The sequence below is a fragment of the Ruegeria sp. CDSB022 genome (genome assembly GCF_059611145.1).
This window is the reverse complement of record NZ_JBXWOZ010000007.1, coordinates 1-26149: the sequence shown is the minus strand read 5'-3', so window position 1 is coordinate 26149 and position 26149 is coordinate 1. Positions and strand designations below refer to the sequence as shown.

Annotated in this window: 25 protein-coding genes; 12 read left to right on the top strand and 13 right to left on the bottom strand. The window is 58.0% G+C overall.

Translation table 11 applies throughout. The features are described from left to right. Positions 1-73: 73 nt before the first annotated feature. Entirely contained in the window at positions 74-343 is a 270-nt protein-coding gene (locus AC2FIZ_RS12610; RefSeq protein ID WP_281995556.1) for a CBU_0592 family membrane protein, read from the bottom strand. A 2-nt stretch (positions 344-345) separates the two neighbouring features. Next, the gene (locus AC2FIZ_RS12605; RefSeq protein WP_142638464.1) at positions 346-903 is read right to left on the bottom strand and encodes a helix-turn-helix domain-containing protein; all 558 of its coding nucleotides are present in this window, start codon (positions 901-903) and stop codon (positions 346-348) included. Positions 904-1010: 107 nt separating this feature from the next. Here AC2FIZ_RS12605 and ilvD point away from each other — a divergent pair, with 107 nt between their 5' ends. Next, positions 1011-2843, top strand: coding sequence for a dihydroxy-acid dehydratase (ilvD, locus tag AC2FIZ_RS12600; RefSeq protein WP_271950937.1), 1833 nt, complete (start codon positions 1011-1013; stop codon positions 2841-2843). Positions 2844-3027: 184 nt separating this feature from the next. Here the strand turns inward: ilvD and AC2FIZ_RS12595 are convergent, their stop codons facing one another. Next, a complete protein-coding gene (locus AC2FIZ_RS12595; RefSeq protein ID WP_142638414.1) occupies positions 3028-3846 on the bottom strand; it encodes a sulfotransferase family protein in 819 nt (272 codons plus the stop codon). Between the two features lie 142 nt (positions 3847-3988). Between AC2FIZ_RS12595 and AC2FIZ_RS12590 the strand changes: the two genes are divergently transcribed. After that, positions 3989-5566 (top strand): DUF5928 domain-containing protein, encoded by a 1578-nt coding sequence (locus AC2FIZ_RS12590; RefSeq protein WP_282027282.1) that lies wholly within the window; start codon positions 3989-3991, stop codon positions 5564-5566. 38 nt (positions 5567-5604) lie between these two features. Here the strand turns inward: AC2FIZ_RS12590 and amaB are convergent, their stop codons facing one another. From amaB to AC2FIZ_RS12555, 7 genes are all read right to left on the bottom strand, one after another. Beyond that, positions 5605-7101, bottom strand: coding sequence for an L-piperidine-6-carboxylate dehydrogenase (gene amaB, locus AC2FIZ_RS12585; protein ID WP_142638466.1), 1497 nt, complete (start codon positions 7099-7101; stop codon positions 5605-5607). Between the two features lie 18 nt (positions 7102-7119). Next, positions 7120-8226 (bottom strand): saccharopine dehydrogenase family protein, encoded by a 1107-nt coding sequence (locus AC2FIZ_RS12580; RefSeq protein ID WP_271950947.1) that lies wholly within the window; start codon positions 8224-8226, stop codon positions 7120-7122. A 139-nt stretch (positions 8227-8365) separates the two neighbouring features. Then, positions 8366-10075, bottom strand: a complete 1710-nt coding sequence (locus AC2FIZ_RS12575) for an ABC transporter ATP-binding protein (RefSeq protein ID WP_271950949.1) — start codon at positions 10073-10075, stop codon at positions 8366-8368. Positions 10076-10079: 4 nt separating this feature from the next. Then, positions 10080-11030 (bottom strand): ABC transporter permease, encoded by a 951-nt coding sequence (locus AC2FIZ_RS12570; protein WP_271950952.1) that lies wholly within the window; start codon positions 11028-11030, stop codon positions 10080-10082. Then, positions 11027-12004, bottom strand: coding sequence for an ABC transporter permease (locus AC2FIZ_RS12565; protein ID WP_142638424.1), 978 nt, complete (start codon positions 12002-12004; stop codon positions 11027-11029). The genes AC2FIZ_RS12570 and AC2FIZ_RS12565 overlap by 4 nt, the downstream gene beginning before the upstream one ends. Positions 12005-12100: 96 nt before the next feature. After that, positions 12101-13666: an ABC transporter substrate-binding protein gene (locus AC2FIZ_RS12560; protein WP_496791096.1), complete on the bottom strand. Its 1566-nt coding sequence runs from the start codon at positions 13664-13666 to the stop codon at positions 12101-12103. A 104-nt stretch (positions 13667-13770) separates the two neighbouring features. Then, complete coding sequence (locus AC2FIZ_RS12555) at positions 13771-15351, bottom strand: ABC transporter substrate-binding protein (RefSeq protein WP_185956712.1); 1581 nt, start codon at positions 15349-15351, stop codon at positions 13771-13773. Between the two features lie 567 nt (positions 15352-15918). Between AC2FIZ_RS12555 and AC2FIZ_RS12550 the strand changes: the two genes are divergently transcribed. Genes AC2FIZ_RS12550 through AC2FIZ_RS12535 form a run of 4 tightly spaced genes read left to right on the top strand, consistent with a single transcriptional unit; the run spans position 15919 to position 19145 of the window. Beyond that, entirely contained in the window at positions 15919-17406 is a 1488-nt protein-coding gene (locus AC2FIZ_RS12550) for an FAD-binding oxidoreductase (protein ID WP_282027286.1), read from the top strand. Then, the gene (locus tag AC2FIZ_RS12545) at positions 17403-17813 is read left to right on the top strand and encodes a hypothetical protein (protein WP_142638430.1); all 411 of its coding nucleotides are present in this window, start codon (positions 17403-17405) and stop codon (positions 17811-17813) included. The genes AC2FIZ_RS12550 and AC2FIZ_RS12545 overlap by 4 nt, the downstream gene beginning before the upstream one ends. Beyond that, positions 17810-18862 (top strand): hypothetical protein, encoded by a 1053-nt coding sequence (locus tag AC2FIZ_RS12540; RefSeq protein WP_496751173.1) that lies wholly within the window; start codon positions 17810-17812, stop codon positions 18860-18862. Before AC2FIZ_RS12545 ends, AC2FIZ_RS12540 begins: the two co-directional genes overlap by 4 nt. Beyond that, the gene (locus AC2FIZ_RS12535) at positions 18852-19145 is read left to right on the top strand and encodes a hypothetical protein (RefSeq protein WP_142638434.1); all 294 of its coding nucleotides are present in this window, start codon (positions 18852-18854) and stop codon (positions 19143-19145) included. The genes AC2FIZ_RS12540 and AC2FIZ_RS12535 overlap by 11 nt, the downstream gene beginning before the upstream one ends. A 51-nt stretch (positions 19146-19196) precedes the next feature. Here AC2FIZ_RS12535 and AC2FIZ_RS12530 read toward each other — a convergent pair whose 3' ends face one another. Genes AC2FIZ_RS12530 through AC2FIZ_RS12520 form a run of 3 tightly spaced genes read right to left on the bottom strand, consistent with a single transcriptional unit; the run spans position 19197 to position 22308 of the window. Further along, positions 19197-20156 carry a sensor histidine kinase gene (locus tag AC2FIZ_RS12530; RefSeq protein WP_496791094.1) on the bottom strand — a complete coding sequence of 320 codons (960 nt, stop codon included), beginning with the start codon at positions 20154-20156 and terminating at the stop codon, positions 19197-19199. Beyond that, positions 20153-20830, bottom strand: a complete 678-nt coding sequence (locus tag AC2FIZ_RS12525) for a response regulator transcription factor (RefSeq protein ID WP_142638437.1) — start codon at positions 20828-20830, stop codon at positions 20153-20155. The genes AC2FIZ_RS12530 and AC2FIZ_RS12525 overlap by 4 nt, the downstream gene beginning before the upstream one ends. Beyond that, the gene (locus tag AC2FIZ_RS12520) at positions 20827-22308 is read right to left on the bottom strand and encodes a DUF4153 domain-containing protein (RefSeq protein ID WP_281973859.1); all 1482 of its coding nucleotides are present in this window, start codon (positions 22306-22308) and stop codon (positions 20827-20829) included. The genes AC2FIZ_RS12525 and AC2FIZ_RS12520 overlap by 4 nt, the downstream gene beginning before the upstream one ends. 158 nt (positions 22309-22466) lie before the next feature. On the opposite strand from AC2FIZ_RS12520, the gene AC2FIZ_RS12515 reads away from it, so the two are divergent. The 6 genes from AC2FIZ_RS12515 to AC2FIZ_RS12490 all read left to right on the top strand — a co-directional run bounded on the left by AC2FIZ_RS12515 (position 22467) and on the right by AC2FIZ_RS12490 (position 25978). Continuing rightward, positions 22467-22838: a YciI family protein gene (locus tag AC2FIZ_RS12515; protein ID WP_142638441.1), complete on the top strand. Its 372-nt coding sequence runs from the start codon at positions 22467-22469 to the stop codon at positions 22836-22838. A gap of 4 nt (positions 22839-22842) precedes the next feature. Continuing rightward, positions 22843-24078: an RNA polymerase sigma factor gene (locus AC2FIZ_RS12510; protein WP_185956713.1), complete on the top strand. Its 1236-nt coding sequence runs from the start codon at positions 22843-22845 to the stop codon at positions 24076-24078. Between the two features lie 67 nt (positions 24079-24145). Then, entirely contained in the window at positions 24146-24532 is a 387-nt protein-coding gene (locus AC2FIZ_RS12505; RefSeq protein WP_142638446.1) for a VOC family protein, read from the top strand. A gap of 24 nt (positions 24533-24556) precedes the next feature. Further along, on the top strand, positions 24557-24955 hold the full coding sequence (locus AC2FIZ_RS12500; protein WP_142638448.1) for an MAPEG family protein: 399 nt from the start codon (positions 24557-24559) through the stop codon (positions 24953-24955). Continuing rightward, complete coding sequence (locus AC2FIZ_RS12495; RefSeq protein WP_142638450.1) at positions 24955-25299, top strand: TfoX/Sxy family protein; 345 nt, start codon at positions 24955-24957, stop codon at positions 25297-25299. Before AC2FIZ_RS12500 ends, AC2FIZ_RS12495 begins: the two co-directional genes overlap by 1 nt. A 16-nt stretch (positions 25300-25315) precedes the next feature. Beyond that, a complete protein-coding gene (locus tag AC2FIZ_RS12490; protein ID WP_281973861.1) occupies positions 25316-25978 on the top strand; it encodes a DUF2461 domain-containing protein in 663 nt (220 codons plus the stop codon). Positions 25979-26149 lie beyond the last annotated feature (171 nt).

Below are 26149 nucleotides of genomic sequence, written 5' to 3'. Positions count from 1 at the left end.
TCCCCTATGCGCGCTTGGTTTGTCCCTATACGCGCGCGCATGTCTGTTCAAGGCTGGATGGCGGCCTGTACCGCTAACGGGCCCGCCTGAGGCGGAAAAACTGAGCGATCCCGATCAGACTGATCAAAATCCAGAAGGATTCGATCAGCATCGAGGCCAAATTGAAGTTCTCAAGCAGCGAATAGACGATCAGAATCGACCCCAATAGGTTTACCACCGGAAAGGCCAGGTCGTCGGAATTCATCATCCGCATCTGCGTGGCGAAATACGCAGCAACCACGATCATCGCCCCGATTGAGCCGATTCCATCCGCGATGGTCAAAGTGTCAAGAAACGCAGTCATGATCAGCCCTTGCCGTTTTCAGGAAACTCGCTGTGTTGCCCATAATGGTGCATGTTCAAAAACGCTGCCCCCTGCGCGCCCGCACGATAGCCATGCGGCAGATCGGCGGCAAAACGCAGCCCCTGTCCAGCGTTTAGCGGCACCCAGGCCTCACCACGCAGAATTTCAAGCGTACCGGAAAGGACAAAGACCTCTTCGGTCACGCCCGCCGCATGCGCGGGCGACTCGTGGCATTGGTTTGGGGTCAGACTGACGTGAAAGGTTTCGGCCCCTAGCGCGGAATCAAACGGAAAGACGATCTTGACCTCGATGCTGCCCGGAAAAGTCACGGTCTGAAAAACAGAGGGGTCCCCATTCGCGGTTTCAATCAGCGCGCTCAGCGGCAGTTGGAACCCCTTGGCGATCTTCCACAAAGTGGCGATGGTTGGGCTGGATTCGCCACGCTCGATCTGCCCCAGCATAGCTTTGCTGACGCCTGTCATCTCGGCGACTTTGGACAGGCTCAGCCCGGATGCCGCCCGCATGTCCCGTAATTTCAGCGTGATCTCGTCCGGTGCCATGATGCCGTCTTTCGAATCCTCTTGTGCGTTATAGCGCACATGTGGTACGTGCGCTATAACGCACAAACCCCAAGACATGCAACCCGAGGCAAAAGGGAAACAGCATCATGCCATTGTACCGATCCAGAACCTCAACCCATGGCCGCAACATGGCCGGTGCCCGCGGCCTGTGGCGCGCGACTGGCATGGGCGACGACGATTTCGGCAAGCCGATCATCGCCATCGTCAACTCGTTCACCCAGTTCGTACCGGGCCACGTGCACCTGAAGGATCTGGGCCAGATGGTCGCCCGCGAGGTCGAAGCCGCAGGCGGTGTCGCCAAAGAATTCAACACCATCGCGGTGGATGACGGTATCGCCATGGGACATGACGGGATGCTGTATTCGCTGCCCTCACGTGAGGTAATCGCGGATTCAGTTGAATATATGGTCAACGCCCATTGCGCCGATGCGATGGTGTGTATCTCGAACTGCGACAAGATCACGCCCGGCATGCTGATGGCCGCGATGCGCCTGAACATCCCCGCCATTTTCGTCTCGGGTGGGCCAATGGAGGCGGGCAAGATCGACATCGCCGATCTGGACGCCAAAAAGATCGACCTCGTGGACGCTATGGTGGCCGCCGCTGACGACAAGTTCACCGATGAGCAGGTTCAGCATATCGAGGAAAACGCCTGCCCGACTTGCGGGTCGTGCTCGGGCATGTTCACCGCCAACTCGATGAACTGTCTGGCCGAGGCGCTGGGTCTGGCGCTGCCGGGCAACGGCTCGACTCTGGCCACACATGCGGACCGCAAAGAGCTGTTCCTTGAAGCCGGTCGCCGGATCGTCGAGATCACCAAACGGCACTATGATCTGGACGAGAAAGGCTTCCTCCCGCGCGAGATCGCCACGTTCGAGGCGTTCGAAAACGCAATGAGCCTGGATATCGCCATGGGCGGATCGACCAACACGGTGCTGCATCTGCTGGCCATCGCGCATGAGGGCGAGGTGGATTTCACCATGACCGACATGGACCGTCTCAGCCGTCAGGTGCCCTGCCTGTGTAAGGTCGCACCCAATACCGAGAATGTGCATATGGAAGACGTCCACCGCGCCGGCGGCATCTTTTCGATCCTGGGTGAGCTCAGCCGCGCAGGCCTGCTGCACGAGGATTGCAGCACGGTCCATTCCGGCACGATGGGTGAGGCGATTGCCAATTGGGACATCAAGGTGGCCAACAACCCCAAGGCGCAAGACTTGTTCAAGGCCGCGCCGGGCGGTGTGCGCACCACGCAGGCGTTCAGCCAGTCGAACCGCTACAAAGAGCTGGACACGGACCGCGAAGGCGGTGTGATCCGGTCGAAAGAGCACGCCTTCAGCCAGGATGGCGGTCTGGCGGTTCTGTTCGGCAATATTGCCCGCGACGGCTGTATCGTGAAAACAGCCGGTGTCGATCCGGCCAGCCTGACCTTCACCGGGTCGGCCTATGTCTGCGAAAGCCAGGATCAGGCGGTGAATGACATTCTGACTAGCAAGGTCAAAGAGGGCGACGTGGTGGTCATCCGCTATGAAGGCCCGCGCGGCGGTCCGGGGATGCAGGAAATGCTGTACCCGACGTCTTACCTGAAATCCAAAGGTCTGGGAAAAGCCTGTGCTTTGCTGACGGATGGACGGTTCTCGGGTGGTACCTCCGGCCTGTCGATCGGCCATGTCTCACCCGAGGCGGCCGAAGGTGGCGAGATCGGACTGGTGCGCCAGGGTGACCGGATTGAGATCGACATCCCCAACCGCTCGATCCATCTGGCAGTCTCAGATGAAGTGCTTGCCGAACGACGCCAGGAGCAGGATGCAAAAGGCTGGATACCGGCAGCGCCCCGCAAGCGCAAAGTCTCAACCGCGCTCAAAGCATATGCCAAACTGACAACCAGCGCGGCAAAAGGGGCCGTGCGGGAGGTCTAAGACATAGGGGCCGGACACCAAATCAAGTGATCCGGCCCAATCAATTCCCAAAGCGCTCCCGCGCCTTCTGGCGCTATCCGCTTTGGTCTTGGGCCTGGGGCGGCGCATAGCGCGGCGCCAGACCCAACCAGAGGAGATGTTTCGCAAGATACATTGCCGATGGGCGGGGAAGGTGATTTCCAGCTCAATCCCCAAGCTTGGCGTGGACTTCATCCAGATCAATCTCGGCGATCGGCATCTTGTTGGCCGGATCTTCAAAATCATATTTGAATAGATCGAAATCCTGTTTGTAGATCTCGTAGACAAGATGCATCGACAGGTCGTCGAAATAGTCCTCGACAGGATGCTTTCGTTTGGGTCCGTGGCCTTCGGATTCGTTGAACCGCGGGATTTCGGACAGGGCCACCTTGTGTGGCGTGTCCAAGTTGCTCAGAACACCTTGCATCCCATCGTTGAACTTCTCGGTCCAGAAGATGCGATCATATCGTCCGCCATTTGCAATAAACGTCGACACATGGCCAGACATGGCGGACCAGTGGATATCCGGGTCCATGGGCCTGCGCCACCTGATCGTGTCACGAGCAAATAACAGGAATCTGCGGAAACTGGCGACCTGGTCGAAATCACCCTGACCGTCCTCTCCGCCAACCTCGATGCCGTAATTGTAGATCAGCGTCGGCACCAGATTGCCGCGATACCGTTTGCCGTTGCGCTGAATTCCACAGATCTTGTCAAAGAACGAACTGAGAATTCGCGTGTACGGGTTCCGCACGCAGGTGAAAGAAAAGGAGTTATGATTTCGGACATTTGTCGAAATCGGCTCCTGGCTGGGACCGAACGCCCACTTATGCATCCCGTCCTTGGCATCGTGGATATCGCCGTCAAAAAAACGGCCATGATCCGAAAAATACATGATTTGCCCGATGGTTGAGCATGCACATTTCGGGACAACACGGTAAACCATGCTCTCGCTCTCGGTCATCCATGTACCGGGAAAACCCATTTGCTGCGCCTCCTCAACAGGTCGTAACTCACTATTCGCGCCTGCTTTTGTATCTACAGAACCAAAAATAATCTGTTTATTCAATCGCTCATCCTCAGTATCACAGAGGGAACCGGGCAGAAACGGATAACAAAGAACTGAAATGGCAAAAATTGCCTACATTTTGTTGTGCCACAAGGACCCTGACGCAATCATTGCGCAGGCCGAGCAGCTAACCGCCGCTGGCGATTGCATGGCCATACATTTTGACGCCCGCGCAAGTCGCGAGGCCTATGCACGCATTCAGGGCGCTCTTCAGGCCAATTCGAATGTCACTTTTGCAACCAAACGCATCAAATGCGGTTGGGGCGAGTGGTCTTTGGTACAGGCCACATTGAACGCTGTGCAAGCCGCCCTTGAGGCCTTTCCCCGCGCGACGCATTTCTACATGCTGTCAGGGGATTGCATGGCGATCAAAACAGCGGAATACGCCCATCAGTTCCTGAACGACAACGACAGGGATTTTGTCGAAAGCCACGACTTTTTTGCCAGTAACTGGATCAAGACCGGCATGAAAGAAGACCGGCTGATCTATCGCCATTTTTTCAATGAACGCACCCAGAGCAGACGATTCTATACATCCTATGACGTACAGAAAAAACTTGGTCTGACCCGCGAGGTTCCGGCTGACATCCAGGTCATGATCGGCAGTCAGTGGTGGTGTCTGCGCCGTCATACTGTTGAAATGATCTTTGAATTCCTGGCCCAGCGCCCGGATGTAATCCGCTTTTTCTCGACCACCTGGATACCGGATGAGACCTTCTTTCAAACGCTTGTCCGCCACCTTGTTCCCCGTGAAGAGATCGACAACCGAACGCTCACATTCCTGATGTTCTCGGACTACGGAATGCCCGTGACATTCTATAACGACCATTACGACATGCTGCTAGGGCAGGATTTTCTGTTCGCCCGCAAAATCAGCCCCGAGGCACATGAGCTGAAAGACCGGTTGGGCCAGCTCTATTCTGCGGATGGGGTGGATTTTCACATCTCGGATGAAGGTCGCAATCTCCATAGTTTCTTAACCGCAAGAGGGCGCGTCGGACGCCGCCACAAGCAAAGGTTCTGGGAGGCCGGAAATACGCTGGGACCGGACCGCGATGTTTTCCTGATCGTGTGCAAGAAATGGCATGTGGCCAAGCGCCTGGTCGATCAGATTAAGTCCGAAACCGATATCCCTTGTGTCGAGTATCTGTTCAACGAACAGGATACGGCTCTGCCCGATCTGGGCGGCATCGAAACGACCTTGCTCAAACGGTCCCGCCACCGGCGTGCTCTTGTGCGGATGCTGTTTGACAGTTTCGAAACCGACCGGCTGGTTCTATGCATCGATCCCTCAGATATTGAAATCATTCAGGACTTCTGTGCAGATCAGGTCAAAACCCATGTGCTTGAAGTCGAGTGTGAATATTCCGACGATTACCTGATCGGCCACGCCCGCCGTGTGGGGTTAGCCGGTCAGGACAGCCCGACCGAAACCGTGGCACGGCTTGTCCCAACCTTGCACAACGCGATGGAATACGAATCCGAATTGATCCGGGGCACCGCGTTGGATCGACATGCACGCCTGCGGGAAACCAGCGACCGGGCAGAAAACGAAGACGCCATTGTCCAGTTTCTGAATGTTTCACAGGAACAGGCGCAGGCCATCATGCGACTGGATTATCTGTTTGCAGATTGATGAGCCGGCGGTACCATCAGGTACCGCCGACAGCACGATTAGATGTCGAACTTGACGCCTTGCGCCAGCGGAAGCTCGGCTGAGTAGTTTACGGTGTTGGTTTGGCGGCGCATATAGGCCTTCCACGCATCCGAGCCGCTTTCGCGCCCGCCACCGGTTTCCTTCTCACCACCAAATGCGCCACCGATCTCGGCCCCCGATGGCCCGATATTGACATTGGCAATGCCACAATCCGATCCCGCTGCGGTCAGGAATTGCTCGGCCTCGCGCATGTTCAGAGTGAATACGCAAGACGACAGACCTTGCGGTACGTCATTTTGCAATTCGATGGCTTCGTCGAACGCGTCGTACCCCATGACATAGAGGATCGGCGCAAAGGTTTCGGTCTTTACGGTTGCTGTCTGGCCAGGCATCTCGACAATCGCGGGCTGCATATAGACACCGGCGGGGACGTTTTCGGTCACGCGGTCGCCACCAAAGACTGCGCCGCCTTCGGCCTTTGCAGCGTCCAGCGCAGCGGTCATGGCCGCGCCCGAGGCTTCGTCCACCAGCGGACCGATCAATGTGCCTTCGGTCAGCGGATTGCCGATTGGCAGACCGGCATAGGCTTTTTTCAACCGGCTCACCAGCTCCTCGCGGATCGAGTTGTGAACGATCAGTCGGCGCAGCGTGGTGCAGCGTTGACCGGCTGTGCCGACAGCAGAAAAGACAATCGCACGCACGGCCATTTCCAGATCGGCCGAAGGGCCCACGATCATCGCGTTATTGCCGCCAAGCTCGAGAATACATTTCCCGAACCGCTGCGCCACGATGGGGGCTACTGCACGGCCCATCCGTGTGGACCCGGTCGCCGAAATGACCGGCACGTCCTCGCTGGCCACCAGCGCCTCGCCCAGCGCGGCACCTCCGATCAGGGTCTGCAGCAGGTGGTCGGGCGCATCGCCAAATCGGGCCAGTGCACGTTCAAAGATCTTCTGGCAGGCCATCGCGGTCAACGGCGTCTTTTCAGACGGCTTCCAGATCACCGGATCACCGCAGACCAGCGCCAGCGCGGCATTCCACGACCAGACCGCCACCGGGAAGTTGAAGGCCGAGATCACGCCCACCGGTCCTGCCGGGTGCCACGTTTCCATCATCCGGTGGCCCGGGCGCTCAGATGCGATGGTCAAACCATAAAGCTGGCGCGACAGGCCGACGGCGAAATCGCAGATGTCGATCATCTCCTGCACTTCACCCAGACCTTCCGAGGTAATCTTACCAGCTTCCCAGCTGACCAGCGCACCCAGATCGTCCTTGGCGGCGCGCAATTCCTCGCCCAGCAGGCGGATCAGTTCGCCCCGGCGTGGGGCCGGAACCGTGCGCCACGCCTTGAATGCCGTCTTGGCATTGGCAAACACCGTGCCCATCCCTGACGCAGGCGTTTCATGTACCTCGGCCAGAATGCCGCCATCAATGGGCGAGCGTACAGCCAGTGTGCCGCCCATCAGCTCAGCGGCTGTCAGGTCCAGATTTGCAAGGGTTGTTGGGGCTGTCATAGCGATGTCTTTCATATCTCAGGCCGCCTTGTTCTGTTTGGTTATGTCCCCGGTGCGGTAAAGCTGACCGAATTCGGTGTTTAAGAAGTCAGACAGGTTCACCTGCTCTTGCCGCACGAACCCTTTGCCGGGCAAAGCACCCGTTCGCATCAGATCAACCACACCCAGAACACCGGCAGCAGTGGTGACCTGAATGGCGCTCCAGACCTGACCATTGAGGGTACGGGCATAAGATTTGTTGATCAGGGATTTCTCGCGCAGAGCCCCATCGATCATGCCTTTTGCGGTGCAATAAACCAGAACCACATCCTGATCGGTCCGCGGCAGCGCGGTCTCGAAGATTTCCTTCATCAGGTCGCGACGACGTTCCAATCCAAGATCATTCAGCAGCAAACGCAGAATGTCACGGTGTCCCGGGTAGCGGATCGATCGGTACGACACGTCCCGCGCCTTTCCGTCCAGGGTTTCTGGCAACGTGCCCAACCCGCCCGAGGTATTGAAGCATTCATATTCCACCCCGTCATGACCCAAACGCTCGTAATCCTCGAGCGGAGCGGTCTTGACCCGTTCGCCATTCACGATGGCATCGCACGGATTGCAATATTCGTTGATCAGCCCATCGGTGGACCAGGTCAGATTGTACTTCAATGCGTTGGTGGGATAGAGCGGCAACGCCCCGACCCGCATATGCAGGCTGTCCAGCGTATCGAACTCCGCAGCCAAGGCCGCGCCGGCGATGCCGACAAAACCCGGTGCCAACCCGCATTGCGGCATAAAGGCCGTTTCGCTGTCGGCGGCCAACTCGCGCACCGCGTTGGTGGCGGCAACATCTTCGGTCAGGTCAAAATAATGCGCGCCGGCCGATTTGGCGGCTTTGGCAATCCGTGGGGTCAGGAAAAACGGAGCCGCCGAGATAACCGCATCGAAACCGTTCAGACCCTCAGCCAGCTGCGTTTCATCGCTGACATCAATCTGGCGGGTCGAAACTCCTTGCCGATTCAGCACGGACAAAGCCGCCAGATCGCGGTCGGCAACTGTGACCGAATAGTTGGATGAAGATTGCAGCAAAGTCGCGATCATCTGACCGATCTTGCCTGCTCCGATGACACAGATATTCCAGCTCAAAACGCGCCTCCTCTTTCGTTTCAGAAAGTATGAAGGCACAGTTGTTCAATCTGCAGAGGCAATCTTGACGAAAACGTCAAAACTATCGCCATATTGACGGACCTTCCGTCATACCGCCAATACTGGAATCGTCACTGACTCAGGATTCGGCGTCCAACCCCTCGGTCGACAGGTCATCAAGCCTGGGCATCAGGCGCAACAATTCGCGGGCATAATCCGTCTGGGGGTTGGCGAACAAGTTATTGGTTTCCTGCAACTCGACAATTTGGCCCTGTTTCATCACTGCCACTCGGTCGCACATCTGACGTACCACCGGCAGGTCATGACTGATGAACAGCAGGGTCAGGCCCAGATGTTCCTGCAGGTCCTTCAAGATGTTCAGAATCTGCGCCTGAATGGACACGTCCAGCGCACTGGTTGGCTCGTCACAAATCAGGAATCGCGGTTGCGTGGCCAGCGCACGTGCAATCGAGATACGTTGCCGCTGTCCGCCCGAGAATTCATGCGGGTATTTCTGCCCGGCCTCATGGCCGAGTCCCACCTGATCCAACAACTCATCGACGCGGCGTTTGATATCTGCACCTTCCATCAACCTGTGATGGCGGATCGGCTCGGCCACGATCTCATCCACCCGCATACGGGGATTGAGCGAGGAATACGGGTCCTGAAAGATCATCTGGATGTTCTTGCGATAGGCATCCAGCGCGGTCCGATTGGTCAGATCGCTGACCACCTGCCCGTCGAATGTAATCGTGCCGCCATCCACAGGGTACAACCCTGCAATCATCCGTGCGACAGTCGACTTGCCCGAGCCGGATTCACCCACAACGCCAAACACCTCACCTGCGCGGATGTCGAAACTTACCTCGTCAACGGCGGTGAAATAGGTGCGGTCCCAGGGCAGCAGGCCTTTGCGCTGCAGGAACTTCTTGGTCAGGTTGCGGATCTCGAACACCGGTTTGCTGGTGTCATTATCCACCTTGGGCCAGTGGCGGGCCATGTCTTCGATGGCAAAGCGTGTCTCGCGTCCACCATAGCTGATCTGGGGAAAGCGATGCAGTTTCAGGGTCGGGCGCGGCACGGCAGCGATCAGCGATTTGGTGTATTCATGGGTGGGCTGCCCCATCACCTGCGCGGTCGGGCCGGTTTCGACAACCTTGCCCGCATACATCACTGTCACCTTGTCCGTCGTGTCCGCGATCACACCCATGTCGTGGGTGATCAGGATGACGCCCACCTGACGTTCCCGCGCCAGTTCTTTGATCAGGTCCAGAATCTGCGCCTGAACCGAGACGTCCAGCGCCGTGGTCGGCTCATCCGCGATGATCACATCCGGTTCGGTACACAAGGCAAGTGCGATGACCACACGCTGCCGCATCCCGCCCGAGAACTGGTGCGGATACTGGTCCAACCGCGTGTCCGGATCAGGAATGCCAACCCGGTCAATCAGGTCGCGCGCGCGTTGGTTCGCCTCGGCATCCGTGCCGCCCAGATGGGCCTGAATGGTCTCGGTCAGTTGTTCGCGCACGGTGAATAACGGGTTCAGCGAGGTCAGCGGGTCCTGAAAGATCATCGAGATCTTTTTGCCGCGCAACCCCCGCATCGCCTCGGCATCCAGACCACTGATCTGGTCACCGCTCAGCTGGATCGTGCCGCTGGCAATACGGCCGGGGCGATCCAACAATCCCATGATGGCCGCGCCAATGGTGGATTTACCGGCCCCGGATTCGCCAACCAAGCCGTGGATTTCTCCGGGTTCAACCGACAGGTCCACATGGTCCACGGCTGTGAACAATTTGCGGCGGGTGGGGAATTCGACCGTCAGGTCATTGATCGTCAGAAGGCTCATGAAATCACCGCAGCTTGGGGTTCAGTGCATCGCGCAGCCAGTCGCCCAGCAGGTTCACAGACAGGGCCAGCGCCAACAGGGTGCAGGCCGGGAAGAACAAGATCCACCACTCACCCGAGAACAGGAAGCCCTGCCCGATACGGATCAGCGTGCCCAATGACGGCTGGGTTGGTGGTGCCCCTACGCCGAGGAAGCTCAGCGTTGCTTCGGCAATGATCGCCAGCGCCAGTGAGATCGTGGCGATGACCAGAACAGGGCTGAGTACATTGGGCAGGATGTGGCGGAACATAATCGGGAAAGAACCGCGCCCGATCAGGCGGGCGGCCTGCACATATTCCTTGTTCTTTTCCACCAACGCAGCACCGCGGACGACCCGGGCAAACTGCACCCAGTCGGACAGGGCAATGGCGATGATCAGTACATAGATCGCCATCTCGTCACGATATTCGGGTGGGGTCACGCCTTTGGCGATGCCAAAGATCAGCATGGCGACCAGAATGGCCGGAAAGGTCAGCTGCACATCTGCGACCCGCATGATCAGCGTCTCGACCCAGCCGCCGAAATAGGCCGCGACCAGCCCCAGAACAACTCCGATGATCAGCGCCAGCAGCACCGCCGCAGCGCCGACAAACAGGGATATGCGCATCCCATAGAGGATGGTCGAGAACACATCGCGCCCCTGATCGTCGGTGCCCAGCAGGAAAGTGTCCTGCGTAAAGGCATTCGGCGTGCCCGGCGGTGTAAATCCGTTCATCAGGTTCAGCGTTGCCGGATCAAACGGGTTATGCGGCGCAATCAGCGGGGCCAGTATTGCCGCCAGCACCAGCAGGACCACAACAAATGAGGCAACCATCGCCACGGGTGAATGCCGGAAGGACCATGCGAAATCGCTGTCCCAGAACTGGGCCAGTCGTGATTTGGGCACTTGTCTCGAAGTTTCAGAAGTATCGGTCATGTGGCCCTCGCGTCGACACGCAGGCGCGGGTCAATGGCATAGTACAAAAGATCGACGATCAGATTGATCGACACGAACATGACCGAGATCAGCATCAGATAGGCGGCCATAACAGGGATATCGACAAACTGGATCGCATTTATGAACAGCAGGCCCACACCGGGCCACTGAAACACCGTCTCGGTGATGATGGCAAAGGCGATGATCGAGCCCAGCTGCAACCCGGTGATTGTGATCACCGGCACCAGCGTATTTTTCAGCGCGTGGCGAAAATTGATCACCCGGTCCGACAGCCCACGCGCACGTGCAAAACGGACATAGTCGGCACGCAGGACCTCAAGCATTTCCGACCGCACCAGCCGCATGATCAGCGTCATCTGATACAGGCCCAGCGTGATCGCCGGCAGGATCAGCGCCTTGAGCCCCGAGGTTGTCAGGAACCCCGTGGACCAGCCGCCAATCATAACGGTCTCGCCCCTCCCAAAGCTGGGTAAAAGATCCAATTCAACCGAGAATATATAGATCAGCAATATCCCGATTAGGAAGGTTGGCAGGGAAACCCCGATCAACGACACGGTCATGATGATATTCGCCGCCACCCCCTGTCGTCGAATCGCTGTGAAAACGCCCAGCGCGATGCCAAGGGTGATGGCCAGAAAGCCCGACACAAAGGCCAGTTCCAATGTCGCGGGGGCGCGTTCGGCTATGATGGTCGAAACCGGTCGGCCTTGCCGGTAGGACACGCCAAAATTGCCCTGCACCGCGCCTTGCAGGAACTTGAAATATTGCACCGGAAACGGCTGATCCAGACCAAGATCGGACCGCAGCCGGTCGATATCGGCCTGCGTACGTTCCTGCCCTAGCATGTTGTCGATCGGATCACCGACAAAGCGGAACATCGAAAAGGCAACCAGACCCACGATCAGCAGCACGATCACGGATTGGAACATCCTTTGGACAATATAAGCGAACATTCGTTTTCCTCGTTGATCGGACTGTCTATGCAAGCCCGGGCGGGGTGGTCAAGATACCGCTAACGCAAGCTAGCGTTTTCTGGCCCCGCCCCGGTTTCAGTTAACCGTTACCCAGCGCAGCAGAAAGAAGTTGTCCGGGCGCTGCGTCAGTTCGACATTGCTGCGTGTGCCCCAGACCAGAGGTTGCACATACATCGGCACATAGACCTGTTCGTCCTGAATGATCTGCGTGACCTCATCCAGCATCGCCTGCCGTTTGCCCGCATCCAACTCGGACTGGATCTTCGGCAGCAGCTCATCCACCCGCGCGTTCGAAAATCCGCCGAAATTCCAGCTGCCCAGCTTTTTCTCTTCGTTTGGGGTAGCCACAAGGAAGCGCACGGGGTGTTCGGCATCAAATGTACCGGGGCTCCAGCCCAGCAGGTACATATCGTATTTGCCTTCCCTGAGTTCCGGCCAGTAGTTACGGACCGGCATGGCATCCAGTTCCGCAGTGATCCCGATCTGGGCCAGCATGCTGACAACCGCCTGGCAAACGGCCTCATCATTCAGATAGCGGTCATTGGGGCATTTCAGCCCGAACGAAAACCCATCTGCAAATCCGGCCTCGGTCAGCAGGGCCCTTGCGGCATCGACATCAAAGGCGGGACGGTCTGCATTCGCCTCGGAATAACCACTCATCGCCGGGCTGACCAGTTGCGAGGCCACTTCGGCATTCCCCCGCATGATAGTCGCAAGAATGGCATCCACATTGACCGCCTGTGCCACTGCCTTGCGGACGCGCGGGTCACGGAACGGGTTCGGTTTGCCCGCATCGTCGGTGTATTTAAGCACCTCGGCCTGATGATCGAACCCCAACATGATGACCCGTGCCTCGATCCCCTGAATGACGTCGACATCCCCGTTTTCCTTCAGGCGTGCCACGTCCTGGATCGGCACCGGGTTGATCATGTCCACATCGCCTGACAACAAGGCTGCAACCGCTGTCGCCGGGTTTTGGATCGGAGTGAACTCAGCACTTGTGATGTTGTGGTCGGCCTGATCCCACCAGCCGTCAAAGGGCTCAAGAACCGTGCGCAGGCCGGGCTCTCGTGCCGCAAGTTTGAAGGCGCCTGTGCCGTTGGCGTTCAGGGTGGCGTAATTCCCGACCTCTTTGTCGGGCACCGCTGCGTCATTGGCCTCGGCCCAGCCCTGATCCATGATCATCCAGTTGGCGATTGAGGATGGGAATAACGGGTTCGGCGCAGTCGTCATGAAATCGACCGTATAGTCGTCGACCACGATCACCTCGCTGATGGGCGCGAACCAGCTGCGGGTATCCGCCGCCTCGCCCGAGGCGCGCTGATAGCTGAACAGCACATCCTGCGCATCAAAGCTGCTGCCGTCATGGAAGGTCACACCCTCACGCAGGTTAAAGCGCCAACCTTCGCCGTCGCCAATCGTCTCCCAACTGACGGCCAGCGCGGGTTGAACGCTCATGTCCTTGTCGCGGCGCACAAGGCCTTCGTAGACATTGTTCAGAAACCCCAGAACCGGGGCAGAGTTGACCGCGTGCGGGTCCATCGTCTGCGGGTCCGTGGTCGAGGCCCATTTGAATTCGGCAGCCTGAACGCTGGTGGCGGCCAGCAAGGCCAAAGCAATGGCACTGTTCCTGAGGGTCATGGCGAAATCTCCCTTTTTTGCCCCGCGATGCGGTGTTGCGCTTAACAATAGCGCAAAAGGCAGGGCGCGAAACCGCGCCCTGCCAAATCACTGATCTGAATGGCTTAGTTCAGAGTGAAATATTTGACCTTAGGCTGATCTTCGGCATCCACTTCGATGCCCACACCGTCGGCCATACCCCAGTTCAGAACCTGGTGATGAATGGGGATGTAAAGCGCTTCGTCCTGCACCACCCGCCAGATGTCGGCGATGTCGGCATTCCGAGCGTCAAGATCGGTATTCGAGGCAAGCGACTTGATCTTCCCGTCCAGCGCATCGTCCTGATAACCGGTGCCGTTCCACGTGCCGATGTCATCTTCGCGTCCATGAACAAGGAAGTTGAAGATGTATTCCGAGTCATATGTCGGCACACCCCAACCCAGCATGTAGAAATCTGTCTTGCCATCGGTGATCAGCGGGAAATGCTGTGCCTTTGGCTTGGCGTCCAGATTCACGGTCACGCCGATCTGGCCCAGCATCCCAACAGCCGCCTGACAGATAGCTTCATCGTTGATGTACCGATCATTCGGGCAGTCCAGCCGAAGCGAGAAGCCATCGCCATAACCTGCCTCTGCCATCAGTTCCTTGGCCTTGGCCAGATCGGTGGAGGATTCGCCGTCCATGTCAGAGGTCCAGCCATTCACGAAGGGAGGTGCGATCATGCCTGCAGGCTGCGACTGGCCGCGCATCACGACCTGCTTGATCGCATCACGGTTAATCGCCATCGACATCGCTTGACGCACCCGCACATCGGCCAGAGGGTTCTTGCCGTCCACGTTATCCGCCTCGATGTCGTCGGCACCCTGGTTCATACCAAAGAAGATCACCCGGTTCTGCGGGGCTTGCTTGACCATCAGACCGTCGACACCATTGACGCGTTCAATGTCCTGCACCGGCATATCCTGGAGGAAGTTCACCTCACCCGACAGCATCGCCGCAACGCGGGTCGCAGCGTTCTGGATCGGGGTATAGATGATCTCGGTCACTTCCATCGGGAACTGGTCAATGCCCCAATAGTTGTCGTTGCGCACCATCACCGTCTTGATGTCAGGCTCGCGGCTTTGAAGAACATAGGGACCCGTTCCGTTGGCATTGGTGGTGGCATAGGTGATTTCGCCACCTTCGAAATCCTGAACATTGACGGTGTCATTCGACTCGGCCCAGCCCTTGTCCAGAATGAACAGGTTGGTCAGGTTCGACGGCAGGATCGGGTTCGGACCATCTGTGACAATCTCGACGGTGAAATCGTCAACTGCGCGCACTTCGACGATCGAGCCGATCAGCTCTTTCATGTCGGAATTAGGTTGCTTGGCTCGGGTAAAGCTGAACACCACATCTTCGGCGTTGAAGTCCGCACCGTCATGGAATTTCACGCCTTCGCGCAGCTTGAAGACCCAAACATTCGGGTCATCGGCCTTGGGGCCCCACTCGGTCGCCAGCGCGGGCTCGAATGCACCGGTCACGTCGCGGATGATCAGAGGCTCGTAAATCTGGTGTCGCACGGTGTGCGTCGGACCCTCATTCTGCGAATGCGGATCCAGCGTCAGCGCATCACCGGCCCGCGCCCAGCGCAGCGTTTCCGCCGAAGCGCCCGCCGCCATCAGCGCCGTCGCACTTGCAGCGATCATCAGGTTTCTTAGAATCATTTGTAACTCCCCTTTTTGTTAATATCGCCCTTTGGACGACAGACCATTTTTACGGCCTTGGTGGTCCTGATCATCCAGATCATCGTTACAGTTGCAACACCTGATTGAGCAAAAAAACGGCAGTTTGGCGGATGCCCCGACGCAAATCTGCCGTGCGCGCATGAACTTACGTAGCGGAAAGCTTACGCCAAGCTGTGACCGCTGACCGTCTTACAAGTACGGATTTCCGCAGTTTGCAAAACATGCCTTCCGGTTGAACATTCCGAGAATGAAGCCAAGTTTCGAGCCACTTGCGGTCAAAAAACTGGTCCTTGGACCTTGCCCGAATCTGCTGACCACGGCGGATCGCCATGCTGCAGGTACCCGTCGGCCTGATCTGGGGCAACTAGGACACCTTTGCGCCGGTACAGCAGGCCATGGACTTGCACATTCTTTGACCCGATGCCCAAATGGACACCTTGGCAGGGGTCAGGCACATACCCCGGATTGAGGCCCGCAGAAATTTCAAACTGCGCTTAAAATCATTCTTGATCAGATGTCCCAGTTAACTTCGGGAGAAATCGAAAGATGAAAACACTTACCAGAAGGGCGGCCTTGTTTGCCGGCGGAGGGTTGGCAGGATGGGTTGCGTCACGGTGGCTGGGACCGGACCTACCTGTCTATGAAGGCACAAGAAGGACATTTGCGGAAACCGGCGACAAAGTGATGAATGACGCCAGCGGACTGTCACCGACACCGATCCACAAACATCTGGTGCTCAGCGATGACCCCGGAGACACGCTGATCGCCGCCATCCGGCAAGAGCTTTCGGAGGCCAGATCAGAAGGACGCCCGGTCAACATTGGGGCCGCGCGGCATTCCATGGGTGGGCAAGCCATTCCCCGCAACGGCACAGCGATTACCTTTGACAACGGATCGGTTCAGATCGACGGTTCAGCCGGGACCTATCTGACCCATGCCGGAGCCCGCTGGTCGCAGGTCATCGCAGAGCTTGATCCCGCAGGCTGGTCCCCCAAAGTCATGCAGTCAAATAATGATTTCGGTGTCGCCGCCACTTATTCGGTCAATGCACATGGCTGGCCGGTTCCCTTTGGCCCGATGGGGGCGACGGTCCGATCGTTGCGCATGATCCTGCCCTCGGATGAGTTGGTGACCTGTTCGCCTACCGAGAACACCGAGCTGTTCAATCTGGCGATGGGCGGGTACGGGTTGATCGGCGTGATCGTGGACCTTGAGGTCGAGATGGTTCCAAATTCACGCCTGACGCCGGGTTTCGACATTCTGGAAGCAGGAGCGTTTGCCTCGGCCTTTCGTGCGGCGATTGACGACCCGGCGGTCACAATGGCCTATGGCCGCCTGAATGTTGAACGCGATACGTTTTTCGAGAAAGCGCTATTGGTGACATATCGCGAAGGCTCGGACCAGTCGGACCTGCCACCAGCGTCCGGGTCGGGGTGGATGTCGCATGCGGCCAGCCGTCTGTACCGGGCTCAACTGGGCAGCGAGCCCTTCAAATCCTTCCGTTGGTGGAATGAAACACGGCTGGGCCCAGCGCTGGGTTCGGGTGAGGCGACGCGGAACACTTTGATCAACGAACCGGTTGTGACTCTGGACGACCGCAACCCGGACCGGACCGACATCCTGCACGAGTATTTCGTGGGGTTCGATGCGTTCGACGATTTCTTATCAGTGTGCCGCGCGGTAATTCCGGCCTCGTATCAAGAGTTTCTGAACGTAACGCTGCGCTATGTCGCACAGGACGATCAGGCCGTTCTATCCTATGCAAGCGAACCGCGGATCGCCGCTGTCATGTCGTTCAGCCAGGAACTGACCGAACGCGGCGAAGCCGACATGGCGCGGATGACCCGGGCGCTGATCGACGGGATCGTGGCGATTGGCGGAACCTATTACCTGCCGTACAGGCCACATGCGACACTGGATCAACTGACTGCAGCCTACCCCAATGCGGAAGGGTTTGCGCAGGCAAAACGAGAGCTTGATCCGCAACTGGTTCTGCGGAACAACCTTTGGGACAGCTATCTGGGGCGTCTATGAGCAACCTTCAAAAACTCTGTCTGGTTTACTTTGTCGCGCTGATGATTGCGGCATCGCTGAACTATATTCCCGGCCTGACGGATCAGGATGGTCTGGCCTTTGGCATTTTCGCACTGGATATCTATGACGATGCGCTGCACGTGGCCTCGGCCCTTTGGGCGCTGATCGCCGGGCTGTTGTCACACCGCGCGGCTCGTAGCTTTCTGATCCTGTTCGGGCTGGCTTATCTGGGGGACGGCGTGTTCGGGTTTTTCACCGGTTATGGCTATCTTGATCTGGGTATCTTTACAAACCCATCGGCCGGGCCGGAATTGTCCCTGCCCCGCCTGTTTGCCAACCTGCCGCATCTGGCGCTTGGCGGCGTTGCCGCCTGGGCCGGGCTGCGGGACCGGAGACACACTGCATGAGGTTCCTGCTGCGGTGGACCAAACGGCTGATTCTGGTGTTGATCCTTGCCGGGATCGCGCTGGCTGCTCCGATCCTCTATGTGGAAACAAGCTGCCGTGGTACGGGTCAGCCCCCGGCTTATACCGCCCTGATCGACCCGGCACATCACCGGGCCGAAACCCGCACGCTGATGACTTATCCCGAGTGGCACATTGTCCACGCCTATGAGGATTACGCCGAGGTTCTGCGCACCGGCGATCCCCATGATTACGGGTTCTGGAGCAGTATCACCGGGTTTTGGGGGTCGCTCTGCGATCTGAATCGGACCGCCTCCGCTCTCGGTCAGGTTGATGGGGCCACCAAACAGATGGTCTATGTGATCGGTGCCAGCTTTTCCGCTGAACTGGCGCTGAAGGCCGCCTATGAAGAAACCCTCGGTCGGCTGGCCACTGTCTTGCGGGGCTCGCAACGGGCGCCGCTGGATGATGTGTCGGCACAGCAGGCCGCCGCCTATGCCGCGTTCCTGCAACAGGTTCCCTGGTATAAATGGCCCTTCGCCGACGACGCCCAGAGCCTAAGCGACCAAAACAGCGGCACCCTGCGCGACAGCGAGAGAGCGATTGCGCTGGGTTTGGAATACAGTGCCAAACAGGCCTATGCGGGCGTGATCGAACAGGCGGTTGCGCAGGTCGGCGCTGATGAGTTGACGCTGCGGATGATCATCACCGGTGCCAGTGCAGACAGCCTGTCTGCCTATCCCGGCGTGAAGTTTATCTCTGAAGGCCCGAACGGGTTTGAGGTCGAAACGCCACGCTACCGCACCCTGACCAACCTACTGGCGGAAATGGCCAGCGCGGGGGTCGAGATTGTCGAGATCGCTGGCAATGACGACATTCTGTTCACCGCCCTGTCGGACCAACCAACTGCGCCGGATGCAATCTTCAGCGCCCAACGACAAGGGTTCGGGGACTATCGTCATCTGATACTGGTCAAGGTTCCGGACCTCTCTCAGCGTCTGCGCCAGATCCAGGGGGACGGCCTGACGCTTGAGCATATCCATGACTATTAGATCACTCCTGACAGCCATCCCCCTTATGGTGCTTGGATGGCTGTCGGTTCTGGCGGTCGTCGCGTTGATAACGGACGAGGCCCCTGCCTATGTCGTGGTCTTTCCCTCAGAGGGGCTGATGCGAAATCTACCGGATGACATAGCGGTCATCGGCTCTTCGCAAGTCAGTGTCACGGTCACATCGGATAGCAGTGGGTTCGCCCAATCGCTTTACCGGCACGGGGCACGGCTGGTCCTGCCTGCGGGCCTGCCCGGTTGCCTTCCACTGCCTGCCCGACAGTGATCAATTCTGTCAAACATTCGGGGCCAATACACGAACGGCCTATGGCCCCGATTAGAACCTGAAAAACCGCAATTCAAAGCACGCGCCACATGGGGCGGGCAGGTTTTCGATTTCACCGCGATGCGCAGACAGGATGTTACGGACAATAGCCAGACCCATACCGGTCCCGCCGCTTTCCCGGCGGGTGGTAAAGAATGGATCGAACACGCGGTCGACGTTACCAGGCGAAATCCCCGCCCCATTGTCGGACACGGTCAGAATAACCGCATTTCCAGCTTCTTCGGAGCGCAGATCCACCGCGCTGGCCCCATGATCTTTGGCGTTTTGCAGAATATGGCCCAGAACGATCCGCAACCCCTCGGCCGAAATCGGGAATGCGATATCATCCGCCCCGGACAGGTTTAGCTCAAGCGGAGGCGCCCCAGGCAACGCATCGCGCAGGGTGCTTGCCCCGACATATCGGGCCTCGCGCGCGCGGGCGGCATCACGAAGTGCTGCAAGCTGGGTTTCGATCTGCTGACGCGCGCCGTCGATCTGCGCGATTAGGGCTTTGGAGTCATCGCTGCCATCCGGGGTGTCCTGTAGCATCTCAACCGCCGCGCGGATTGCGGTTACCGGCGATTTCAACTCATGCGTGACGTGATCGGTATAAGACCGGATGGTCGCCTCACGGTCACGCAGCGCCTCGGCCATGGTGACGACCTGAGTTGCGGTCTGGTGAAGCTCTTTGGTGCCGAAATGCCGAATTGGCACGGCGCGGGCTCCGGCCTCTTGCGCCCCGGCATAGGCCTGCAAGGCTTTGATTGGACGCAACAGCAACCGTACCAGCAACCAGCCCAGCCCAGATGTTGCAAGAAAGATCACTCCGCCCAGAACCAGGGCAGAGTTCCGAAAGCCGAATTCAGGACCCAAATAACGCAGGGCCACCAGCCCCGCGAATGACAGACCCAATGTCCCGACCAGCGCACCGCCCAGCACAAATGCCAATGAAGGTCGCCAGCGCCTGGTCACCCCAGCCTCCGCATCCGGATGCCCTGTCCATGCACGGTTTCCACCGCGTCGGGCAAACCAACCTCTGCCAGTTTGTTCCGCAGGTTCCGCAGGTGGCTATCCAAGGTCCTGTCCGAGACCTGGCTGCGCGCGCCCCAAATCTCGGCAATCAGGGCCGTGCGGGGAACAAGACGGCCCGGTGTTTCCATCAACATCACCATGATCTGAAACTCAGTCCCGGTCAGGGCAATTTCCGTGTCGTGGCAAGCACAGAGTCTTGCGGTCCGGTCCAAGGTCAAGGGGCCGTGCCGCAGATTTCCCGGCGCCGCCACAATGCGATTGGTGCGCCTTAGGATCACCTTGACCCGCGTCACCAGTTCGCGCGGGCTAAAAGGCTTGGTCACGTAGTCATCGGCCCCAAGTTCCAGCCCCAGAATTCGGTCGACCTCATCATCGCGGGCGGTCAGGAACAGGATCGGGACGTCCGAACGGGTTCGAATTTTCTGACATACGGCAAAGCCATCCAGTTCGGGCAGGCCAACATCCAGAACGATCAGGTCCGGTTCGTCGCGAAACGTGCTGATTACGGCTTCCTGACCGTTGGCGGCGGTCGAAACGCTGTAGCCAGCGCGTTCCAGCCCCAGACGCACAACTTCACGCAACCGCGGATCATCATCGACAACTAAGATATTCATATACCCGGACCGATACTGCTCAGACCGGCACCATAGCGGGACAGGCGCCACTTTCGAAAGCCCCATTCCTGCCAGCTGTTGATCGGGTCGGCTTCAAAATAGCACAGCGAATTCGGATACCCGTAGCTGTTATGCATCCCGGTCATGGGCCCCAACGAACACAGATAGGCATAGTCCGGTTCGGGCAGTTTCAGGTTTCGGGTCGCGATCACATGGGCAAAATTCACAAAACTGGCGCAATAGAGGACCAGTATGCTCAGAATGCCGGTTCGCGCGATCAACCAACTATTGGATTTCCTGAACGCTATTTGCCACCCAACCAGCGCCAGACCTGCCGCAACAAGACCCATCCAGATCTGCGCATAGATACGCAGGTAGGTCAGGCCATAGGTGCCGACATATAAATCCAGACGCATCAACGCCGCACCGCACAGAGCCACATTTTGTGCCAGCCACAACACCATCAGCGGTTTCAGCACCCGATTTTCATCCAGAAACGGCCGCGCTGCCAGGGCGAATGCACCGGCCAGCAGCGCCGTTACCAGCAACGGATATGCGCCGCGATGGGCATAGGATGCATAGCTCATCCCCTCGGGCAATGAGGCCCCGCCCAGCAGAATCGAAAGGTCCAGCACAGTCTGAACACCAATCAGTGCATTGAACACCCAGAGCGCCCGCAGGACCGAACCACCGTTGAGGCCGGGGATTGTCTGAGGGCCTGCGAATGGTCGCGGGTTCAGTCCGCGAAGCGGGTGGTTATCGACAAAAGGCCAGATGATCAGCGCAATCCCTCCCCAGAACAGGGCGCGCTGCAGCAGGTGGCCAAAGGCGATATCCGGGGTGACAAGGGATTGGAATACCGGGTTCGCCTCGGCCAGCAAGGTAACAAAAACCATCGTCCCGCCAATCGGCAGACCCCAGTTGCGCAGGAACTGCCGAACCCGCGTCCAGCCGCCTCCGGCATCGCTGACAATCGTGGTTTTCAGGCCGGGTATCGCGCGGACCGGGCCAAGCCAGTTCTTTGGAAGATCAGTCAGAAACCCCAGCGCCAGCAAAAGCAGTTCCAGAACCTGGCCTTTCGGGTGCCTGACCCAGACAATCGCAACGACGAGCCCGGACAAAAGAAACGCGACCGATAATGGTTGAACGAAATCCACGACCGGCAAAACACTCAGCACCAAAACCGTTGCGGGCATAAGCACCCCTTTGCCAGACCGATCCGCGGGCAGGCCGCACAAAAAGACCGCCACAGCAAAGACCGCTAGAGACACACCCGCCTGATGTCCCCAGAACAGGTAATCCGCCAGCGCGACCAGCAAGATAGACCCGATCAAGCGCCACGCGCGACCATCGGTGGCAAACGCCGGGGTTGAACCCGGCGGGCCCTTGGTACCTGAAATCACTGTCTCTTCCGACAGCCACCAAGCGTCCAGCGCCACAGAATTCGGAACTCCAGAAATTATAAGTTGCTGCGCCATTTCTTCCCTCTTGTGTTTTAAGGGACTGGTTTGACCCAAAGGTCGGGAAGCTCGGGTGCAGAAGATCTGCAGAAACTGTGCAGATCGGTGAAATGAGTGTCGGATTTGCAAAGCCTCGCGCGTCCTAGCAGGATGAAACCAACATCGCGGAGGTAAAAATGATCTATGCAATCTCGATCTATGGTCAGGCGGGTGTGTTCGAAGCGTTGCCACAGGACCGTCAGGACGATGTCATGGCAGGACATACGGTGCTACAGAATGCCCTCAGGCAGCGCGGGGATTTCCTGTCTGTCAAACTGATGCCCCCGACTACGGCTGTCACAGTCGAACCCGCGGCTGCCGAAACTCTGCAACCTATGATCGTCGACGGCCCGTTCGCTGAGACGAAAGAAAGTTTTCTGGGCTTGTATCTGGCCGAGTTCAACGATCTGGATGAGGCGCTTGAACATGCGCGAATGATCTCGTCACCTGTCGCCCGGCTTGAGGTCCGCCCCGCCGCCTGGGCAGGCGGGTCGATGACCTTGGATTGACCGCGTGTCGGATTGGCTAGAGGCCACGTTCTTGCAGCAACGCCCGCAGGCCATCGCGGCCCTGACGCGATATTTCCGGGACATCGACCTTGCCGAAGATGCATTTGCCGAAGCCTGTCTAAAGGCCTTGACCGTATGGCGCAAACAAGGCGCGCCGCGCGATCCGCTAGCTTGGCTTTTGACCACCGCCCGTAATGCCGGGCTGGATGGTTTGCGCAAATCCCAGCGCCGCAGCGCAATCCTGACCCGCCACAGGGAAGAATTTCATTCCATGGCTGATGACCCACCAGATCCGGACGAGCTGCGCGACGATGTTCTGCGCCTGCTGTTCATCTGTTGTCACCCGGACCTAAGCCGGCAAGACCAGATTGCGCTGGCCCTAAAAATTGTTGCCGGGTTGCGTGTCGAAGAAATCGCCCGTGGTTTCCTTGTCAGTACAAAGGCAATGGAACAGCGAATTACCCGCGCCAAGAAAAGGATCGCAGGAAGTTCTGTCGCTTTTGAAACACCCACGCCACAGGAGCGGGCTGCGCGTTTGGGCGAAGTGTCTTTGATGATCTACCTGATGTTCAACGAAGGCTGGTCAACCTCGGGTGGCCCGGTGCAAATCCGGCTCAAACTATGCGAGGAGGCGATACGTCTGGCCCGGCTGCTGGTTGCCTTGTTCCCGACGATGGCCGAGCAGATTTCACTGCTGGCCCTGTTGCTTCTGCAACATGCCCGTCGTGAAGCACGGCTAGACGATCAAGGTGAGCTTGTAGCCCTGGAAGATCAGGACAGGGCCCTTTGGGACAAGGCCAACATCGCCGAAGCGACAGCCCTGATGCAAAAGGCCGAACGGCTGAACCAAGTTGGTGTTTACGGTATTCAGGCCGCAATCGCCGCCGTTCATGCGCATGCCCAATCGACAAAAGATACCGACTGGTCTCTGATCGAGGCGCATTATGCCGCGCTCTATCGCCTCCAGCCCTCACCTGTCATCCGCCTGAACCAGATCGCCGCCGGGTCCAGGGTTCATGGCCCACGCCGCACGCTTGTTGCGTTAGATACCTTGGCGAATGATCTGGCGTCTTATCGCTGGTTCCATGCCTTGCGCGCGGCAATGTTGCGAGAGATCGGCGATCTTCCCGCCGCGATCCAGTCCCTTAACCGCGTATTGAACCTTGGCCCGACGGGACCGGAACGTGTGGCGGTCCTGAAAGAAATCGCCGCCTGTGAAAAAGATTTGAACCAGTTGTAGGAAAGGCCGATCCTCACGCGTCCTTTGTTCAGTCCCGCATGCAGCGGGCAATCAAAGGGAGATAAAGATGAGCATTCTGGACATGACCACCGTTGGAAACTCGGGCTGGATCGGGCATTCCGGGCCAGACCAGACCAAGGCCAAGCAATTCTACAAAAATGTGCTGGGCTGGAACATTAACGAGATGCCGATGCAGGACGGGTCAAGCTATGCCGCCGCGGTGGTTGGTGAAACGCCAATCGGAGGGTTCTCGCCCATGCCCGAGACGGATGGAAACTGGACGATCTATTTTACGGTTGCTGATGTCGATAACAGCCTAGCAGCCGCAGTTGCACAGGGAGCCTCAGTCTTGCAACCCGCCATAGATATGCCCGGGGTCGGCCGGATGGCCACTCTGAACGACCCACAAGGCGCTCGGTTTGCGTTGATTACTTATGAAAGCATGGCGTCTTAATCTTGGGCAGACAGGAGAATTCCCATGGAACACACACCGCAAATCGCTCTGCTTGTGACAGCAATCTTTGTGCTTATGAGTATTCCGATGGGAATTCTTGTAGGCATCAGACGATCCCAGACCGGAGTTTTACTGCTGCACGGGGATGACGACGAACTGCTGCGGCGGATTCGGGCACATGGGAACTTTACTGAATATGTTCCTCTGGCGCTGCTGGCTTTGGCGGGGGCGGAAATTGCCGGTGCCTCAGACTGGCTGGTCGGCGGATGCGGTCTTGTGCTGTTGGTGGCCCGCGCCGTACACTATGTCAGCCTGCGTTCCACCCCCGACGGCAAAGGTCGGGTGATCGGTGCCGCACTGACAACATTGGTGATGCTCGTCTTGTCCCTGTCAATTCTTTGGCAGTTGGCGGGATCAGTCTGATGCCAAATGATGAACACCTGAATCAACGTATGCGCCTCGCCCTCGAGGCGCATATTGGAATTTCCGAAATGCGGATGATGGGTGGCACCTGCTTTTTTCTGAACGGCAATATGTTGTGCGGCGCGCGCCGCGACAAAGACGGGTTTGGACGGTTCATGTTCCGTGTCGGCAAGGCCAAAGAGACCGAGGCGCTTTCTAATCCGTTTGCAAACCCGATTGTCCACGGAAAGCGAAAACTCAGTGGGTTTGTCGTTGTAGACGAGGCCGACTGCGATCCGGCTGCGCTGGGTGACTGGCTGAGCCTGTGCCTGGCGCACGCCGCCAGCCTGCCGCCGAAAAGTTGAATATCAGGAGAAGATGATGGACCAGTTCCGCTGCTTTTCGCCCGAGGCCCTTCAGTTTCTTTCTGAACTGCGAGCCAATAACCGACGCGAGTGGTTTCACGCCAACAAACAGATCTATGAGGCCGCGATCAAACAGCCCGCAGAACAATTTGCGGCCCAGATGTCACAGGCGCTGGCCGAGATGACGCACATGCCCCATTCGGTCAAGATCTATCGTATTCATCGAGACGTGCGGTTCTCAAACGACAAGACACCCTATAATCCTCATCTGCGCATGTCTTTCATACCCGGCGATTGCGGAGATCAGCCCCCGCTTTGGCATTTCGGGCTGTCCCCGGATTGCCTGTCCCTTGGGTGCGGCGTCTTCCAATATGAAAAAGCAGCCCTAGAGAAGTACCGGACCGGCGTAGCAGGACCAGCGGGCGATGACCTCATGGCAATCATCAATGATCTTACGGCCAGGAATGTCAGGATCAGCGAGCCCGAGTTGAAGCGTGGACCGTCAGGCTATTCGAGTGACCACCCCCATCTGGACCTTCTGCGCCGCAAGGGGCTTACCGTTTGGACAGATCTTACCGCCCAACCCATCGTAACCCAGGCAGGTCTTAGGGAAGAATGTCTAAATCAATTTCAGCTCTTCCACCCGGTGTTTCGGGCCTTGCAATCCCTTGGCACCTAGCCGACCTAACACAGGATCATGGTATCCCTTCGCCTTCTTCAACGCCAAGGTTCTCACGTTGAGCGGGTCAGGCAGCGAGGGTGCGTCACCAACATTGCTTCCACGGTGCTTTCAGTTGTGATGGCGCAACGCAAAAGCCCGCTCGGGCGCGGTGTGTAATATATTGATATT

Coding starts and splice junctions, on each gene's coding strand:
- AC2FIZ_RS12535 (WP_142638434.1), top strand. CDS start 18,852: ATGACTATTAGATCACTCCTGACAGCCATCCCCCTTATGGTGCTTGGA.
- AC2FIZ_RS12575 (WP_271950949.1), bottom strand. CDS start 10,075: ATGAGCCTTCTGACGATCAATGACCTGACGGTCGAATTCCCCACCCGC.
- AC2FIZ_RS12610 (WP_281995556.1), bottom strand. CDS start 343: ATGACTGCGTTTCTTGACACTTTGACCATCGCGGATGGAATCGGCTCA.
- ilvD (WP_271950937.1), top strand. CDS start 1,011: ATGCCATTGTACCGATCCAGAACCTCAACCCATGGCCGCAACATGGCC.
- AC2FIZ_RS12500 (WP_142638448.1), top strand. CDS start 24,557: ATGGAACACACACCGCAAATCGCTCTGCTTGTGACAGCAATCTTTGTG.
- AC2FIZ_RS12560 (WP_496791096.1), bottom strand. CDS start 13,666: ATGACCCTCAGGAACAGTGCCATTGCTTTGGCCTTGCTGGCCGCCACC.
- AC2FIZ_RS12505 (WP_142638446.1), top strand. CDS start 24,146: ATGAGCATTCTGGACATGACCACCGTTGGAAACTCGGGCTGGATCGGG.
- AC2FIZ_RS12590 (WP_282027282.1), top strand. CDS start 3,989: ATGGCAAAAATTGCCTACATTTTGTTGTGCCACAAGGACCCTGACGCA.
- AC2FIZ_RS12570 (WP_271950952.1), bottom strand. CDS start 11,030: ATGACCGATACTTCTGAAACTTCGAGACAAGTGCCCAAATCACGACTG.
- AC2FIZ_RS12520 (WP_281973859.1), bottom strand. CDS start 22,308: ATGGCGCAGCAACTTATAATTTCTGGAGTTCCGAATTCTGTGGCGCTG.
- AC2FIZ_RS12515 (WP_142638441.1), top strand. CDS start 22,467: ATGATCTATGCAATCTCGATCTATGGTCAGGCGGGTGTGTTCGAAGCG.
- AC2FIZ_RS12595 (WP_142638414.1), bottom strand. CDS start 3,846: ATGGGTTTTCCCGGTACATGGATGACCGAGAGCGAGAGCATGGTTTAC.
- AC2FIZ_RS12555 (WP_185956712.1), bottom strand. CDS start 15,351: ATGATTCTAAGAAACCTGATGATCGCTGCAAGTGCGACGGCGCTGATG.
- AC2FIZ_RS12490 (WP_281973861.1), top strand. CDS start 25,316: ATGGACCAGTTCCGCTGCTTTTCGCCCGAGGCCCTTCAGTTTCTTTCT.
- AC2FIZ_RS12540 (WP_496751173.1), top strand. CDS start 17,810: ATGAGGTTCCTGCTGCGGTGGACCAAACGGCTGATTCTGGTGTTGATC.
- AC2FIZ_RS12545 (WP_142638430.1), top strand. CDS start 17,403: ATGAGCAACCTTCAAAAACTCTGTCTGGTTTACTTTGTCGCGCTGATG.
- AC2FIZ_RS12605 (WP_142638464.1), bottom strand. CDS start 903: ATGGCACCGGACGAGATCACGCTGAAATTACGGGACATGCGGGCGGCA.
- AC2FIZ_RS12525 (WP_142638437.1), bottom strand. CDS start 20,830: ATGAATATCTTAGTTGTCGATGATGATCCGCGGTTGCGTGAAGTTGTG.
- AC2FIZ_RS12495 (WP_142638450.1), top strand. CDS start 24,955: ATGCCAAATGATGAACACCTGAATCAACGTATGCGCCTCGCCCTCGAG.
- amaB (WP_142638466.1), bottom strand. CDS start 7,101: ATGACAGCCCCAACAACCCTTGCAAATCTGGACCTGACAGCCGCTGAG.
- AC2FIZ_RS12550 (WP_282027286.1), top strand. CDS start 15,919: ATGAAAACACTTACCAGAAGGGCGGCCTTGTTTGCCGGCGGAGGGTTG.
- AC2FIZ_RS12565 (WP_142638424.1), bottom strand. CDS start 12,004: ATGTTCGCTTATATTGTCCAAAGGATGTTCCAATCCGTGATCGTGCTG.